This window comes from Bacillus cereus group sp. MS39, assembly GCF_040448665.1.
GTDB classification, from domain to species: Bacteria; Bacillota; Bacilli; order Bacillales; family Bacillaceae_G; genus Bacillus_A; species Bacillus_A wiedmannii.
On record NZ_CP123058.1, the window covers coordinates 2,501,243 to 2,517,096 of the forward strand.

A 15,854-nucleotide genomic window follows, 5' to 3' on the forward strand; every position below is an offset into this window, starting at 1 on the left:
TAAACTAATGGTCAGGTTGCTTTAAGAATGATTTTTCAAAAGAAATGGTGAATATCATATTTTGAAGGGGTGATTGCAGTGGAGTAAGTGATTTTTTTAATCTTGGTTAAATACTTTGAAGGAAGGGATTTATAACTATGAATACAAAACTAATAATAGTAGAAGGATTACCTGGATTTGGAAAATCAACCACTGCAAAGCTAATAAATGAAATTCTAAGCCAAAATAAAAGTGAAGTTGAACTATTTTTAGAGGGGAATTTGAACCACCCAGCCGACTATGATGGTGTATCTTGTTTTAATAAATTTGAATTCGATAGATTATTATATAACAGTGGAGATTTTAAAGAAGTGCTTCTTAAAAGAGTTCTAAAAAAAGGAAGCAATTATTTATTACCATACAGAAAGATAAAAAATGAGTTTGGTGACCAATTTTCGGACGAATTATTTCACGATATTTTCAAAAACGATATATATGAATTACCATTCGATAAAAATGTTGAATTAATTGCTGACAAATGGAATGACTTTGCTGAAATTGCTCTAGAAGACAATAAGGTTTATATCTTTGAATGTTGTTTCATACAAAATCCATTAACGATTGGGATGATTAAATATGGTGAACAAAAAGAACAAATAATAAATTATGTAATGAAAGTTGCAAAAATCATAGAGAATTTAAATCCAATGTTATTGTATGTAGAACAAGATAATCTTGAATTTTCATTTAGGAAGGCATTAAAAGAAAGAACTCCAGAATGGTCCACAGGAATTGTCGACTATTACACTAACCAAGGCTATGGGAAAGAACATAACCATTCAGGTGTAGAAGGGGTAATAAAAGTTCTTGAAGCTAGAAGGAATTTAGAGTTAGAAATATTCGATATGTTAAAAATGAAAAAAGAAAAAATCAATAATACAAAATATGAAATTGACTCATATAGGTCAATGTTAAAAGATAAGTTAACAATACAAATGGTGAAATAGTTTTTTACACAAACTGGTGCTTTATTCTTTTTTCTCTTGTTTTGATTCAATAGGTGTTTTTGCATTGTTATTACTACTACATGCAGTTAAGGAAGCAATTGATAAACATAATGCTACAATTATAAATATTTTCTTCAAAATAAACCATCCTTAAAGTGTGCATGTAACTTTAATATAATTAAAAACAAATGTTTTATTCAATTTTGAAAAGAAAGGAATAGCAATCAACCGTTGCTATTCATCCATCTTCTACTATATAATAGCTATAGTCTACAATAATTGAGTCGTAATATGCGATTTTTTAAGACAATCGGTGAGAAAACGCTGAAATAAGCGGTATTAGTAGGAGGACACAAATGATTACAGTAAGTAACGTTAGTTTGCGTTTCGCGGATCGCAAATTGTTTGAAGATGTTAACATAAAATTCACGCCAGGTAACTGCTACGGTTTAATCGGAGCAAACGGTGCGGGTAAATCAACATTTCTAAAGATTTTATCTGGAGAAATCGAACAATCAACAGGTGATATACATATTACGCCAGGTGAGCGTCTAGCAGTATTAAAACAGAACCACTTCGAATATGAAGAGTTCCCAGTATTAGAAACAGTAATTATGGGTCACACGCAACTTTATAAAGTAATGCAAGAGAAAAATGCCATTTACATGAAAGAAGACTTTAGTGATGAAGATGGTATGCGTGCTGCTGAACTTGAAGGTGAGTTCGCGGAGCTTAACGGTTGGGAAGCAGAATCAGAAGCTGCAATCCTTCTTAAAGGTTTAGGTATTGGTGAAGATGTTCATGATAAGAAATTGTCAGAATTAACTGGGGCAGAGAAAGTAAAAGTATTACTTGCTCAAGCCTTATTCGGTAAACCTGACATTCTATTACTAGATGAGCCTACCAACCACTTGGACTTAAAAGCGATTCAATGGTTAGAAAACTTCTTAATGAACTTTGAAAATACAGTAATCGTTGTATCCCATGACCGTCACTTCTTAAATAAAGTTTGTACGCACATGGCTGATCTTGATTTCGGTAAAATTCAACTTTATGTTGGTAACTATGACTTCTGGTATGAGTCAAGCCAATTAGCTTTAAAATTAACACAAGATGCTAATAAGAAAAAAGAAGAGAAAGTAAAAGAGTTACAAAACTTCATTGCACGCTTTAGCTCAAACGCATCTAAAGCGAAACAAGCAACTTCTCGTAAAAAATTATTAGATAAAATTACATTAGATGATATTAGACCATCATCACGTCGTTACCCATTTGTTGGCTTTACACCTGAGCGTGAAATAGGAAATGACTTATTAACTGTTGAAGGTCTTTCTAAAACAATTGATGGTGAAAAAGTGTTAGATAATGTGTACTTCACTTTAAATAAAGGTGATAAAGTTGCATTTATCGGTCGTAACGATATTGCGATGACAACATTATTTAAAATCCTTATGGGTGAAATGGAGCCAGATAGCGGTTCATTCAAATGGGGCGTTACAACATCTCAATCGTACTTCCCAAGAGATAACTCTAAATACTTTGAGAACAGTGACTCCAACTTAGTTGATTGGTTACGCCAATTCTCTCCACAAGATGAGTCAGAAAGCTTCTTACGTGGTTTCTTAGGCCGTATGTTATTCTCAGGTGAAGAAGTTAAGAAGAAAGTTTCTGTATTATCTGGAGGCGAAAAAGTTCGTTGTATGCTATCTAAAATGATGTTAAGTGGTGCGAACGTAATCACACTTGACGATCCAACGAACCACTTAGACCTTGAGTCTATCACTGCATTAAACAACGGTTTAATCGCATTTAAAGGTACAATGTTATTCACATCTCATGACCATCAGTTCGTACAAACAATTGCAAACCGCATTATCGAAGTAACGCCAAACGGTGTAATCGATAAAGAGGCTACTTACGATGAGTTCTTAGAAAATGAAGAACTTCAAAAACAAGTAGAAGCAATGTACAAAGGTCAATAATAAATGATGAAAAACCTCGCTCTCTTTATGAGAGCGAGGTTTTTTTATAATCTTTTATTTTATGAATTGTGAATAATTATACAGAAATAACTTTAGAGAAGAAAAGACCTTTTGATGTTATATATATAGAAAGGACTGTATCAAGAATAAACTTGAAATATATGAAGGAATTTAGTATACACCGAAAAAAACAAATACTATCTATTGTGAATTTCGTTATATTACATTAATGTTCCAGAACTGGAGACATATTTATTTGCGAAGCAGTAAAGAAAGGTTTATAGTATGTGGAGTCATAATTAGTGGATGAGACTTGGGAGAAAACAGAAAATGTTACAAATTTATTTTATTAAATAGAAACCAAGGTCAAAATGTCTAGAAAGAAATAGTTGAATAAATACTAGCTTCAAATTATAATTACTAATATTCTTCATTTAGTTAAACAAACAAAATCTATTTGAAGATAAAAAATTGAATAGAGACAGACTTATAAAAAAATAAGCCTTGGATGATCAAAAGAGGTGGAGAGATGAAACAATTACTATTAAAGAGTAAGCGAGTGTTAAGCAATCACTTTGGATTTTTCGTGTTTGCCATTATTTTATTCTGGTTAAAAACATACGCAGCATATGTGACAGAATTTAATTTAGGGATATCCAACACAATTCAAAAGTTTTTACTGTTTTTCAACCCGTTAAGCTCAGCAGTTTTATTTTTAGGGCTCGCATTATTCGCAAAGGGGAAACGTGCTTACATTTGGTTAATTGTTATTAATTTGTTAATGTCTATACTGCTATACGCAAACGTAGTATATTATCGCTTTTTCAGTGACTTTATTACGTTCCCGACATTAACACAAACGAATAACTTTGGAGATTTAGGTGGTAGTATTTTTGCATTGCTACACGCATATGATCCACTATATTTTTTAGATACAATCATTTTAATCGTTTTAGTTGCAACAAAATTTGCAAATCCAAAACCAATTCGTGTTGCGAAACATAAAGTATCACTAGTATTTGTAGCAGGTATTTTATTATTCAGCATTAATTTAGGTCTTGCAGAATCCGATCGTCCTGAATTATTAACAAGAACATTTGATCGCAATTACATTGTGAAATATTTAGGGGCATACAACTATACGATTTATGATGGCATTCAAAGTGCGAAAGCATCAACAGAACGAGCGTTAGCTGATGGAGATAATATGACAGAGGTTAGAAATTATCTTGCATCAACATATGCAAGTCCTAATCCTGAGTACTTCGGTAAAGGAAAAGGAATGAACGTAATTTATATTCATTTAGAGTCATTCCAAAACTTTTTAATTGATTATAAATTAAACGGGCAAGAAGTTACACCGTTCTTAAATTCATTTACAAAAGATGCGAATACGCTATACTTTGATAACTTCTTCCATCAAACAGGACAAGGTAAAACATCTGATGCTGAGTTCATGTTAGAAAACTCAATGTATGGGTTACCACAAGGATCTGTTTTTACAAATAAAGCTCATAACACGTATCAATCAGCACCAGCTATTTTAGGTCAACAAGGATACACATCAGCTGTATTCCATGGTAATTACAAAACGTTCTGGAACCGTGATGATATTTATAAATCATTTGGTTTCAATAAATTTTTTGATGCGTCATACTATGATATGAATGAAAAAGATGTAGTAAACTATGGATTAAAAGATAAACCGTTCTTTAACGAATCAATTCCGTTATTACAAACATTGAAACAACCGTTCTATACGAAGTTCATTACGTTATCGAACCATTTCCCTTATCCAATTGATAAAGCGGAAGCAACAATTGAACCAGCGACTACAGGTGATTCATCAGTAGATACGTACTTCCAAACAGCACGTTATTTAGATGAGTCTGTAAAAGGATTTTTGGATTACTTGAAACAATCTGGTTTATACGATAACTCAATTATCGTTATGTACGGTGATCATTACGGTATTTCAGATAACCATGGCGCAGCAATGTCTCAAGTAATGGGTAAAGAAATGAACTCATTTGAAAATGCACAACTGCAACGTGTGCCATTAATCATTCGTGTTCCAGGAATGAAGGGCGGCGTACAACATCAATACGGCGGAGAAATTGATGTTCTGCCGACACTATTACACTTACTAGGTACAGATACGAAAAATTATGTCCAGTTCGGATCAGATTTATTATCACCAGAGCATAAACAAGTTGTTCCATTCCGTAACGGTAACTTCGTAAGTCCAACAGTTACTGCACTGAATGGAAAATACTATGATACAGCTACTGGTGAATCTGTAGAATTAACAGACGAAATAAAACAAAATGAACAAATGGTTCAAAAATCACTGAAATACTCTGACCAAGTCGTAAACGGTGACTTATTACGATTCTATACACCGGAAGGATTTACACCGGTCGATCGTTCGAAGTACAACTATAACCATCGTGACAAAAATAAAACGAAGGTAAAGACGACTGAAGACGGAGAAACGAAATAAATATTAAAAAGCGCTACTCATATGAGTAGCGCTTTTGTTTGTACATATAACGTTGTCATTATATAGAATTATCTTTCGTTTTTTGTTTCATCTTTCCAAAGAATACTACACCGACAATGATAATAATGATAAATACCCATTTTATGAAAGGATTACTTTCGAAAAATCCAGCGAACCATTTCTCATCTACAATCATTTTCGCGGCAGTATAAGCTAAAACAGCTGCTCCAATCGTAATGATGACAGGGAACCGGTCCACCCATTTTAAAATTAATGTACTGCCCCATACTACTACTGGAATAGATACTAATAGTCCAATGATGACTAAAGAAAAATTGCCATGCGCAGCTCCTGCAACAGCGAGGACATTATCAATTCCCATTAATGCATCAGCTATAATAATGGTTTTAATAGCAGACCAAAATCCTTCTTCTGCCTTAATATCATGATCTTTACCTTCAGCAATTAATTTGTAAGCGATCCATATAAGGAGTACACCACCAATTAGAAGTAGCCCTGGTATTTTTAATAACCAAACGACAACTAAAGTAGCGAGGGCTCTAATCGCGATTGCCCCGATAGTTCCCCAAATAATAACTTTCTTTTGCTGATCTTTCGGTAATCGCCTTGCTGCTAACCCAATTACAATGGCATTATCACCGGCTAACACTAAATCAATTACAATGATGGCAAGTAAGGCAGACAAATATTCGGTTGAAAGAAAATCCATATACACATCACTCCTTAAGAGTAATATGTGCTAAAGTGTTGATAATATAAAAAATAGGATTGAATTTGTATACTCAATCCATAATTTCTTACTGTATTTTGATATATATGTTTTAATTCCGTATAAGTCGCTATTGCAATTTTTTTTGCTTGTCGTTTCTTTTTCTTAATTTTCGATTCATCTTTTTGATACGATTTTCTTTTCTATTATCCCAGTTATCACTTCTGATTTCATTAATAGATTTATCTTCCTTAGCACGAAAACGTCTGACTTTTTTTACAAAGGAAAGGGGGATTTTGCCGATAACACCTTGTTTTTCTAATGAGGCCTCTTTACCTTTATATCAATCAGGATGAGATAATAAATAGTCGAAGTCGAATATTAATCTGTACTCTTCATCCATAAAAGTAAACCAGTCTTCTAATGTTCGTTTATTTGTTTGATGAAAATACATAGAGCTAGCAGTCATGGCACAACACCAGTAACTAAGATCACTCCATAGTACCCATTCATTCGGCACATCAAGTGCTAAAAATTTGAATTGAATATACGAGAAGTAATACTCAAAAACGATAAAAAAAGACTCAATAACCTAATAGAGGAAATCAAGTCTTTTTCATTACATACGATTATCATGCCAGAAGTTTAATGGGAAGTGTTCGTTCTCATTATAGGCTTCTAATTCATATCCTTTTTCTTTCAGCCCTTTAATAATACCAGGTACTGCTTTTACGGACTGTGGATGAATGTCGTGCATAAGGATAACTTCTGTTGGTTTGTTAGCACCATTTAGAACATTCTCTACAATTTTAGCAGATGCAGCATCAACCTGCATTTTGTTGTACTTCCAGTCTAATGAATCGATTGTCCAATCCCAAACTTTTAATCCATTCTCAACAACTTTGTTGCGAAGAGCCTCATTTAATCCTGGCATTGAGCCGTAAGAAGGACGAGTTAATACTGGTGATTTACCTAAAACGCCAGCGATTAATCCTTGATCTTCTTTCATCTCATCTACGTAATGACCCTCTGTGTAAAGTTTCTTGTAGTTATGAGTCATACTGTGCATCCCAACGTAGTGGCCTTCAGTATCTTCACGCTTTACAAGATCAGGAAAAGCTTTTACATTTGAACCAATAAGGAAGAATGTTGCTTTTGCATTTTCTTTCTTTAGCATATCTAAAAGCTCAGCTGTGTATTTTCCAGGACCATCATCAAATGTTAAGTAAGCTACTTTTCTAACTTGCCCATTATATTGTTTTGGAGCTTCTTTCGGTGCAAGAGACGATTGAATTTCACTTACAAATTGAACAGATTTTGCTTCATCCTCTGTACTTGCTAGAGCAGTATGTGCTGATCCTAAAGCCGCTTCGTATGTAAATAATACCCCCGCGCAAATCAACATAGCCCTTTTTACTAAAGTTGTCATTCGAATTCCATTGTGCATAATTTTCCTTCTCTCTATAAAAGTTCTACTCTACTATATTAGCAATTATAGGGAGGTAATTGCAAAAAAAATTTTTTACAAGTGCAAAAAAGTTTGTTCAAAAATATGCAAGATTTTGTATCAATTGCAGTCTTGAAAAAACAGGGTAATTTTAATGTTTATTATGAAAATTTTCAAGAATCAAATTGGGTTCTTCTAATAATGATGTAGGTGGTTTTTAGGGGAATCGGTATCAAAATGAAAGGGGACTAATCATACTTTTGTATCACTTCATTTTCATTCCAATTATTGATTCGAATATTTTTATTTTCTATTAAAATATTGGTATAGAAACAATTAAATTTTGGTCTGGGGAACATTTGATATTATCGGAAGAAATATTTATTACATCTCAACATTTATATAACTGCTTTTATATGAATTTAATACTAAAGTCCTACTATTTATAAACTAATAGGTCTTTCAACTTTGGCAGTTCTCACACTAATGAGGGATGTGAAAGGAAATATATGTAACCTATAATGATTACTATAAAGCTTTGGAAAATGAAAAGGAGGAGATTTGCATGAAGAATTGGGTTCAATTTAGAATGGCAAGACCAACAGATAAATATGAAGAAGTTATAAGTTTTTATGAGATGGGGTTAGGGTTAAAGCGTATAGGAGAATTTTATAATCATGAAGGATATGATGGGGTTATGTTTGGATTACCGGATGCCGAGTATCATTTGGAGTTTACAACGCATGTTAATGGAAGTCCATGTCCGGCACCGACAAAAGATAATTTACTAGTTTTTTATATGCCTAATAAAGATGAAATTGAAAAAATAGTGAATCGATTAAGTAATATGGGCTATCATGAGGTAGAACCAGAAAATCCGTATTGGATAGAGAAAGGGACCACAATAGAGGATCCAGATGGTTGGAGAATTGTGCTTATGAATGCATTTGAATAAAGAAGCTCTTTTTGTATGAAATGGCACGTTTTTATAATGAAACTGGTATGAAAATAGGAACGTCTGCGGCAGCGAATTTATTAGCTACTAAACAAATCGAAAAAGAAAAGGTGCGAATTTTAATGTAGTTATAGTTTTTCCGTACGCAGTGTCTATAGAAGAGTGCTCAGATGTAAAGAGCTTACAAAAAATAAAGAGAGAATCAAACAAATAAAAGTTCTTTCATATTCTATTTTTTACACTTTGGGAAATTGATGAAATGAAAACCTGTATATGTAAAATGTACAGGTTTTTCGTGGTTGTTTTAGTTATATATAGCAACTATAAAATTTCACATACCGTATTTAAAAAATACATATAGGAAAACTAAAAAGTAATGTAGAATATATCGTACATACATATATGAAGTCAATATAAAAGATAAAGAGGTGGGTATATGTTACTTGAAGAAGTAATGCAACAACTAGAGGAATATGGAACAGAACAAAATCGTAAGATCTTTAAAAATCACGGAGCGAAAGAGCCACTATTCGGAGTTAGTTTTGCCAATTTAAAATTGTTAAAAAAGAAGATAAAAAAAGATCATGATTTAGCAATTTCGTTATGGAAAACAAAAAATATGGATGCAATGACTTTAGCAACAATGATTTTAGAACCAAAGAAAGTTACGACAGAACAGCTAAACAAATGGGTACAGGAAGTTGATTATTATTGTTTAATGGACGTTTTGATGACGGCTATTTGTACGTCGCCAATCGCGATAGAAAGAATGGAAGAATGGACAAAGTCTGATGATGAATGGATTGGAAGAGCAGGATGGTCTCTATTAGCAAATATAGCGATTAAAAATAAAACGTTACATGATGAATTCTTCACTCCGTATCTAGAAGAGATTAAAGCAAATATACATAATGAAAAAAATAGAAAAAAAGAAGCGATGAATAGTGCTTTAATCGCGATAGGAATTCGTAATGAAGACTTAGAGAGAAAAGCGATTGAAATTGCACGTGAAATTGGGAAAGTACAAGTTGATCATGGGGCAACGTCATGCAAAACACCAGACGCAGAACCGTATATACAAAAGGCAAGAGAAAGAGCTGAAAAAAAGAAAGTGAAATAAGAAAAGGGGAACGGTTATGAAACCAATGGAAGCAGCACAAAGCATAATTACATCACAATTTCCGAATTGTGATGTAGCTTTACTGGGAGGAAGCGTTGTAAGAGGAGAAGCGACAAAAACATCTGATCTGGACATTGTTATAGTTGATCAAAATTTAACGTCTTGTTATAGAGAATCTTTCTATAGTAATGGATGGCCTGTTGAAGTGTTTGCACATAATTTTGAAACGTGTAAAACCTTTTTTAAAATGGATTGTGACCGAGGGAGACCTTCGTTACCACAATTAGTTTCAGAGGGTATTGTATTAAAAGGAGAAAATGAAATTGTTGAGAGATTAAAAAGAGAAGCAAATGATTTACTAAATAAAGGGCCAGCTAAATGGACTGAAGAAATGATGAAGCAGAAACGATATTTTATTACGGATACTTTGGACGATTTTATTGGTGCATCAAAAAGAGAAGAAGAATTGTTTATCGCGAATTTATTAGCTGATTTATTACATGAATATATATTAAGAGTAAATGGTAAATGGCTTGGAAATTCAAAATGGTTTATAAGGGTACTTAGAAAATATGATGAACAGTACGCAGATCAATTTGTAGCAGCGTTCGATCATTTTTATACAACGGGAGAGAAAAGAAAATTAATTACTTTTGTAGAAAAAACGCTAGAACAGTACGGAGGAAGAATGTTTGAAGGGTTTTCTATAGGAAAATAAAAAGGGGATAACGCAATGAATGTACCATATGTTCAATTAAGAGAATTGACACTAGATGATGTAGAAGATCGATATCAATGGTCATTAGATAGAGAAGTGACAAATCATTTAGTTGTACCGGATCAATATCCACCGTTCACTCGTGAAGATACGAAAAAGTGGATTGAAGCATGTATAAATCGAAAAAATGGTTATGAACAAAGAGCTATCACTACAGAAAACAGCATACATATTGGGTGGGTAGATTTTAAAAACTTTGATAAAACAAATAAAAATGCAGAACTGGGAATCACGATTGGTAATAAAGAGTATTGGGGTAAAGGATATGGATTAGCAGCTTTATATAGTATGTTACATCTAGCATTCTTTGAATTTGAATTAGAAAAAGTTTGGCTACGTGTAGATGAAGATAATTTTCAAGCTAGAAAGAGTTATGAAAAGGCTGGTTTTATTTGTGAAGGATTAATGAGAAATGATCGATTACGTCAAGGAAAGTTCATTCATCGTTATCGTTATAGTATGTTAAGAGAAGAATACGAATCTATAAATAGTAGTTTATAAAAATATTATGTTAACTTAAAGGGGCTGGAGAAATATGATTCGATTACTTACGAAAGAAGATGCAAAACAATATTGGGAGTTACGTTTACAGGCATTACAAGTAAATCCAGAGGCATTTGTAACAACTTATGAAGAGGCGATTCGTCAAGAAAATCCTATTAAGCGAGTGGAAAATAATTTAACAGCTACTACTAGCTGTACATTCGGTGCTTTTAATGAAAAGAATCAATTAGTTGGAGTGGTTACTTTACTAACAGAAGAGAAAGAGGCGTATAAACATAAAGGTCATATCGTTGCGATGTATGTAGATGCAAGCAATCGAAGAAGTGGCCTTGCACGTGAGTTAATACGTAAGGCAATTGAAAGAGCAAGAGAAATGAACTTAGAACAATTGAACTTAGGTGTTGTATCTACAAACGAACCAGCAAAAAAATTGTATGAATCAATGGGCTTTAAAACGTATGGGATTGAAAAGAGAGCTATAAAGATGAATGGTGTGTATAGTGATGATGAACATATGGTCGTGTTCTTTTAATAGAGGGAGTTTAGTATGAAAGATCTCCATTTAGAAAAAAATATGAACCCGCAAGTAGCGATTCTATATGCGACGGTTACTGATACATTTAAACGATTGCAAAAGTTAGTAGAAGGTACTGCTGAGAAAGAATTGTCTTATAAAGGATTAGAAAATAATGAAAATAGTATAGGGCAGCTACTTCAGCATTTAGCGGTTGTTGATTTATACTGGGTGTACCGTTTAAAAGGAGAGGAGGTTCCACCGACACTTGAAAATAAATATGGACCAATGTTGAATGAAATGGGAGGATTGCCTAGTTTAAGAAAGTATAAATTACAAGAATTAATGCAAGATTATGAAGCAGTGCAACATATGTTTTATGAGGAGTGTATGAAACTAACAGAAAATGATTTAACAAGGGAAGTTTTTTATGAGAAGGGAGAAACTGCGACTATAAGGTGGGGAATATGGCATATAGCCGATCATAATCGGTACCATCAAGCTCATATTAGTCAGTTAAGAAAACTATATAGAGCTAGAATAGATGCGAGATAAAGATTTCGAATTTTAATTATATTTAATTTGTTGTATAGTATAAGAAGAAACTAAACAAGGAGTTTTATAATGAAAGCTATTGCAGTAGGGATATTGGCATCATTTTTCTTTGCCTTTACCTTTGTTTTAAACCGGGCGATGGACTTAGAAGGTGGAAGCTGGATTTGGAGTGCTTCATTAAGGTACTACTTTATGGTTCCAATGCTTTTACTTATTGTCATGTATAGAGGGAACTTAAAGCAACTCTTTCAATATATGAAAAATAATCCAAAAGAATGGTTAGTGTGGAGTATCGTTGGATTTGGTCTCTTCTATGCACCACTTAGTTTTGCCGGAGCTTTTGGACCTGGTTGGCTTGTTGCATCAACTTGGCAAATTACGATTGTCGCAGGAATTTTGTTAACACCATTTTTTGCAGTAGATCCATTACATAAAAAACTTCCAATGAAGGAATTAGTTATGTCTGGGGTTATTTTATGCGGTGTTGTACTCATGCAAGTAGAACATGCTTCTTCATTAGGAATTCGAGAAACCGTTTTATGTGTAGCTCCTGTACTTATTGCGGCGTTTGCGTATCCTCTTGGAAATCGAAAAATGATGCAAGTTTGTAAAGGTGAATTAGATGTATTCCAGCGAGTTCTCGGTATGACATTAGCAAGTTTACCATTTTGGTTTTTACTATCTGGTTATGAAGTATCAACAGGCGGATTACCATCAAGTAGCCAAGTTTTCCAATGTTTTATTGTAGCAGTTAGTTCTGGTTTAATCGCGACAGTACTATTCTTCTTTGCGACAGATCTTGTAAAAGATGATCCACAAAAACTAGCAACAGTGGAAGCAACACAGTCCGGTGAAGTTTTATTTGCGCTAGTAGGAGAGCTCATCTTGCTATCTGCGCCAATTCCGTCATCTTTATCTTGGATCGGAATGAGTCTTGTTATTGTCGGAATGATACTACATAGTTATGTAGCAGTCGTTGTGAAAAAAGAAGAAAAAATAACGGCGTAATGAGACTAGCTCTTTATAGAAAGAGCTAGTCTTTTTTCATGGAAAGGGATGTAGAAATGAACTTGCAACGCGTGGAACAAATTGAGAAAGATCCAATTTTAAATGTGTTACAGTATGCAGTTGGGCCAAGTGAAACTAGCTTAAAGAAAGCAGTTTTATATTATGAAAGTAATAAAGGGACTTTGTACAGATATGAAGAAGAGGCTTGTATAGGTATTGAAATAATCGGAGCAAATAAAGCGAGAATATGTCACATAGCAGTCGCTCCACAATATCGTAATAAAGGAATTGCGTTGCAAATGATAAAAGAAGTAGTAAAAATGCTTCAATTAACTTATATAGAAGCAGAGACAGACAATGAGGCAGTAGACTTTTATAAAAAAATTGGTTTTCAGGTTAAAAGTTTAGGAGAAAGATATCCGGGGATTGAAAGATTTCATTTGTATTTTAAAAATAAAACATATTAAAATCATCTTAGAATATAATATCCGGAATAGGATTTGAAGAACTAGTTTGTTTTTCATTTATCCGGCTATTTGGGGGCAGTAAGACTCCCATCTCAAAATTCGGCTGGAGTAAGGAAGCTAGGTGGAAGCCCTGCAGCCCATAAAAGCCCAATTGGTACGGAATAATAATTAATGGGTGATGAACAAAACTGCCATTGCTTAAAGTTTCACTTTATTTGTTCTAATTTTAATAGCAACTATTTGTTAGTTTTTTACAAAAGCGCAAGAAAGGTCGGAATGGTTAGTTGATGCTAAGGAAGGAAGTAAAATATGAGTAAATCAATAAATAATGGAGCAATTGAGAAGAAGCGTGCAGTCTCATTAGATTTAGCAAGGGGTATTATGTTACTATTAATCGTACTTGCCCATGCACCGCTTTACTTGTATGCTGCAGATCCTGGAATTATGCATAGGGTGGAAAGCGGAAGTTTCTTTGATCAAATTGTAAACCTTTTTGGTATATTCATAATTGATAACCGTGCAAGAGCGATGTTTGCCGTATTATTAGGCTACGGTTTGGTTCTAGCACTCGAAGGGCAAATATCAAAAGGGAAAAATGAAAATCATGCTGTAAAAATAGTAAGAAGACGCTCTTCGTATTTAATACTGTTTGGGATTGTGTTAGCAGTCTTAATTGGAGGGCAAGATATTCTTATGGCCTATGGTGTAGCGGGGCTTCTTGTTAGCCCGCTATTAAAGTGTAAAATGAAAACATTAATTCGAACATTTACGATTATCACTATATTGTATATCATTTTTATTCCAATAATATGGGGATTTAATATGCAAGCAATAGGCGATTACGGTTTTTCACCAGATGTTTCAGCAAAAGACACGTATATTAGTACTACAATGTTACGATTACTTTTCTTTCCTCTTATACCCGTTCTCATCCATTTTATGTTCCCGATTATTCCTTCTGTAATTCTTGGTTTGTGGATTGCTAGATATCAGTTATTAATAAAACCAGAGCAACATTTGAAAAAATTATATTTTATAACAATTATAGGATTAGCAATTTCCTTAATAGGTGCTTTGCCTCTATCTTTTATAGGGACTATATGGTATCCAAGTGTATTTACAGCTGGAATGATAAATGGAATCCATATTTTAACTGGAATTGTTGGAGGGTTAGCATATGCAACGGGTTTCGGTATAATAGGGAGTAGATTGAAAAATCTAGGGTACTTTAGCCTTTCATTAATTGCTTTGGGAAAGCGCTCATTAACATTTTTTGTTTTGAATGAGGCACTGCTTGTTATACTTTTATCACCTGTAGCATTTGATTTAGGTGGGTATGTAAGTAACGCTCTTGCTGCATTGATAGCTATAAGTATTTGGATATTGTCTGTCATATTAGCTACAATAATGGAGAAAAACAATCTGAATGGACCATTAGAGATTTTATTGAGACGTTTAATATATAAAAATAAAACAATTGAAAGACGACCCAGATATTAGGTCGTCTTTCAATTTATTATAGTCTATAAATAAAATTATAATCTAATGATAGTTTGTTTTTATTCATGGAATAAAAAGTATAAAATATGCAAATGTGCATCTAAGGTATAGTTTGAAAAAAGTAAGATTTACATTATATAATAAAGGTATCTGGAAAAATATAGATAAAAGAAATTAGGTGTATAACACATGAGAATGGATAAAAGTAAATTTATAAAAATTGCTACTTCAATAGGGATGTCATCTTTTTTATTAACGGGCTGTGGTGATTATGAAGAAGAAACTGCACAGAAAGAAAGTACTGCTGTTAAAACAGATGGTGCAAAGCAAGGGAATGAACAAGAAACTTTAAATTGTGGTGATAAAACTCCAACAATGGAAAATGTAGAAAAAGATGAGTTGTGTAAGGAAATTAATCCTTCATTTTCATCGTATCATGAAAACTCACATTTACCGATACTTCCATTCGTAGCAGGATATTTATTAGCAAGCAGAACCTCAAATATGAATTATACAGCAAAACCAAATGTAATGAAGAAACCGTATGCAAATAATGTTATTTCATATCGTGAAAAAGACGAACGTAGAACTGGTGGCAGCGGTGGTGGAGGGTATTACGGCGGAACTAACAGTAACAATAATAATTCTTCCAATAAAGTGGATTTAAATAAACAACAGCCAAACCCATCAAACAAAGTGACGCCAGATACAAATACGCCGAAATCATCTACGACACAAACGCCGAAAGTGAATTCTGGTTCAAGTGGAATTGGAAACGCAAAAGCGCCAGCCGGATCATAATACG

The 15,854-nt window shown here is 33.4% G+C and carries 16 protein-coding genes and 2 pseudogenes; 14 read left to right on the forward strand and 4 right to left on the reverse strand.

The genetic code is table 11. The features are described 5' to 3' along the window. Positions 1-137: 137 nt before the first annotated feature. Complete coding sequence (locus tag QEP67_RS13155) at positions 138-986, forward strand: hypothetical protein (protein ID WP_048566182.1); 849 nt, start codon at positions 138-140, stop codon at positions 984-986. Positions 987-1,007: 21 nt separating this feature from the next. On the opposite strand, the gene QEP67_RS13160 is transcribed toward QEP67_RS13155, so the two are convergent. Continuing rightward, positions 1,008-1,124: a YgdI/YgdR family lipoprotein gene (locus QEP67_RS13160; protein WP_223261020.1), complete on the reverse strand. Its 117-nt coding sequence runs from the start codon at positions 1,122-1,124 to the stop codon at positions 1,008-1,010. A gap of 218 nt (positions 1,125-1,342) precedes the next feature. On the opposite strand from QEP67_RS13160, the gene QEP67_RS13165 reads away from it, so the two are divergent. Next, the gene (locus QEP67_RS13165) at positions 1,343-2,968 is read left to right on the forward strand and encodes an ATP-binding cassette domain-containing protein (protein WP_000633870.1); all 1,626 of its coding nucleotides are present in this window, start codon (positions 1,343-1,345) and stop codon (positions 2,966-2,968) included. A 529-nt stretch (positions 2,969-3,497) separates the two neighbouring features. Next, positions 3,498-5,471 carry an LTA synthase family protein gene (locus tag QEP67_RS13170; RefSeq protein ID WP_000811614.1) on the forward strand — a complete coding sequence of 658 codons (1,974 nt, stop codon included), beginning with the start codon at positions 3,498-3,500 and terminating at the stop codon, positions 5,469-5,471. Between the two features lie 58 nt (positions 5,472-5,529). Here the strand turns inward: QEP67_RS13170 and QEP67_RS13175 are convergent, their stop codons facing one another. The 3 genes and pseudogenes from QEP67_RS13175 to QEP67_RS13185 all read right to left on the reverse strand — a co-directional run bounded on the left by QEP67_RS13175 (position 5,530) and on the right by QEP67_RS13185 (position 7,648). Continuing rightward, positions 5,530-6,201 carry a TerC family protein gene (locus QEP67_RS13175; RefSeq protein ID WP_000346969.1) on the reverse strand — a complete coding sequence of 224 codons (672 nt, stop codon included), beginning with the start codon at positions 6,199-6,201 and terminating at the stop codon, positions 5,530-5,532. 130 nt (positions 6,202-6,331) lie between these two features. Continuing rightward, positions 6,332-6,733: pseudogene (locus tag QEP67_RS13180) on the reverse strand (hypothetical protein); the annotation flags it as partial. 87 nt (positions 6,734-6,820) lie between these two features. Further along, entirely contained in the window at positions 6,821-7,648 is an 828-nt protein-coding gene (locus QEP67_RS13185; RefSeq protein ID WP_000551427.1) for a peptidoglycan-N-acetylglucosamine deacetylase, read from the reverse strand. Between the two features lie 565 nt (positions 7,649-8,213). Between QEP67_RS13185 and QEP67_RS13190 the strand changes: the two genes are divergently transcribed. The 11 genes and pseudogenes from QEP67_RS13190 (at position 8,214) to QEP67_RS13240 (ending at position 15,850) form a co-directional block, all read left to right on the forward strand. After that, positions 8,214-8,603: a VOC family protein gene (locus QEP67_RS13190; RefSeq protein WP_000800681.1), complete on the forward strand. Its 390-nt coding sequence runs from the start codon at positions 8,214-8,216 to the stop codon at positions 8,601-8,603. 11 nt (positions 8,604-8,614) lie between these two features. Beyond that, positions 8,615-8,817: pseudogene (locus QEP67_RS13195) on the forward strand (cysteine synthase); the annotation flags it as partial. Positions 8,818-9,039: 222 nt separating this feature from the next. Continuing rightward, positions 9,040-9,723, forward strand: a complete 684-nt coding sequence (locus tag QEP67_RS13200; RefSeq protein WP_000923422.1) for a DNA alkylation repair protein — start codon at positions 9,040-9,042, stop codon at positions 9,721-9,723. A 16-nt stretch (positions 9,724-9,739) separates the two neighbouring features. Beyond that, positions 9,740-10,441, forward strand: a complete 702-nt coding sequence (locus QEP67_RS13205; protein WP_000803738.1) for a nucleotidyltransferase domain-containing protein — start codon at positions 9,740-9,742, stop codon at positions 10,439-10,441. 15 nt (positions 10,442-10,456) lie between these two features. Continuing rightward, entirely contained in the window at positions 10,457-11,002 is a 546-nt protein-coding gene (locus QEP67_RS13210; protein WP_001102504.1) for a GNAT family N-acetyltransferase, read from the forward strand. 34 nt (positions 11,003-11,036) lie between these two features. After that, positions 11,037-11,537 carry a GNAT family N-acetyltransferase gene (locus tag QEP67_RS13215; protein WP_000620352.1) on the forward strand — a complete coding sequence of 167 codons (501 nt, stop codon included), beginning with the start codon at positions 11,037-11,039 and terminating at the stop codon, positions 11,535-11,537. 15 nt (positions 11,538-11,552) lie between these two features. After that, a complete protein-coding gene (locus QEP67_RS13220) occupies positions 11,553-12,074 on the forward strand; it encodes a DinB family protein (protein ID WP_064057089.1) in 522 nt (173 codons plus the stop codon). 69 nt (positions 12,075-12,143) lie between these two features. Continuing rightward, on the forward strand, positions 12,144-13,082 hold the full coding sequence (locus QEP67_RS13225) for a multidrug resistance efflux transporter family protein (RefSeq protein WP_000643668.1): 939 nt from the start codon (positions 12,144-12,146) through the stop codon (positions 13,080-13,082). Positions 13,083-13,138: 56 nt separating this feature from the next. Then, positions 13,139-13,549 carry a GNAT family N-acetyltransferase gene (locus QEP67_RS13230; protein WP_033658840.1) on the forward strand — a complete coding sequence of 137 codons (411 nt, stop codon included), beginning with the start codon at positions 13,139-13,141 and terminating at the stop codon, positions 13,547-13,549. Between the two features lie 309 nt (positions 13,550-13,858). Beyond that, positions 13,859-15,049 (forward strand): DUF418 domain-containing protein, encoded by a 1,191-nt coding sequence (locus QEP67_RS13235; RefSeq protein WP_000045530.1) that lies wholly within the window; start codon positions 13,859-13,861, stop codon positions 15,047-15,049. Positions 15,050-15,238: 189 nt separating this feature from the next. Then, entirely contained in the window at positions 15,239-15,850 is a 612-nt protein-coding gene (locus tag QEP67_RS13240) for a hypothetical protein (RefSeq protein WP_001242148.1), read from the forward strand. Positions 15,851-15,854: the final 4 nt, after the last annotated feature.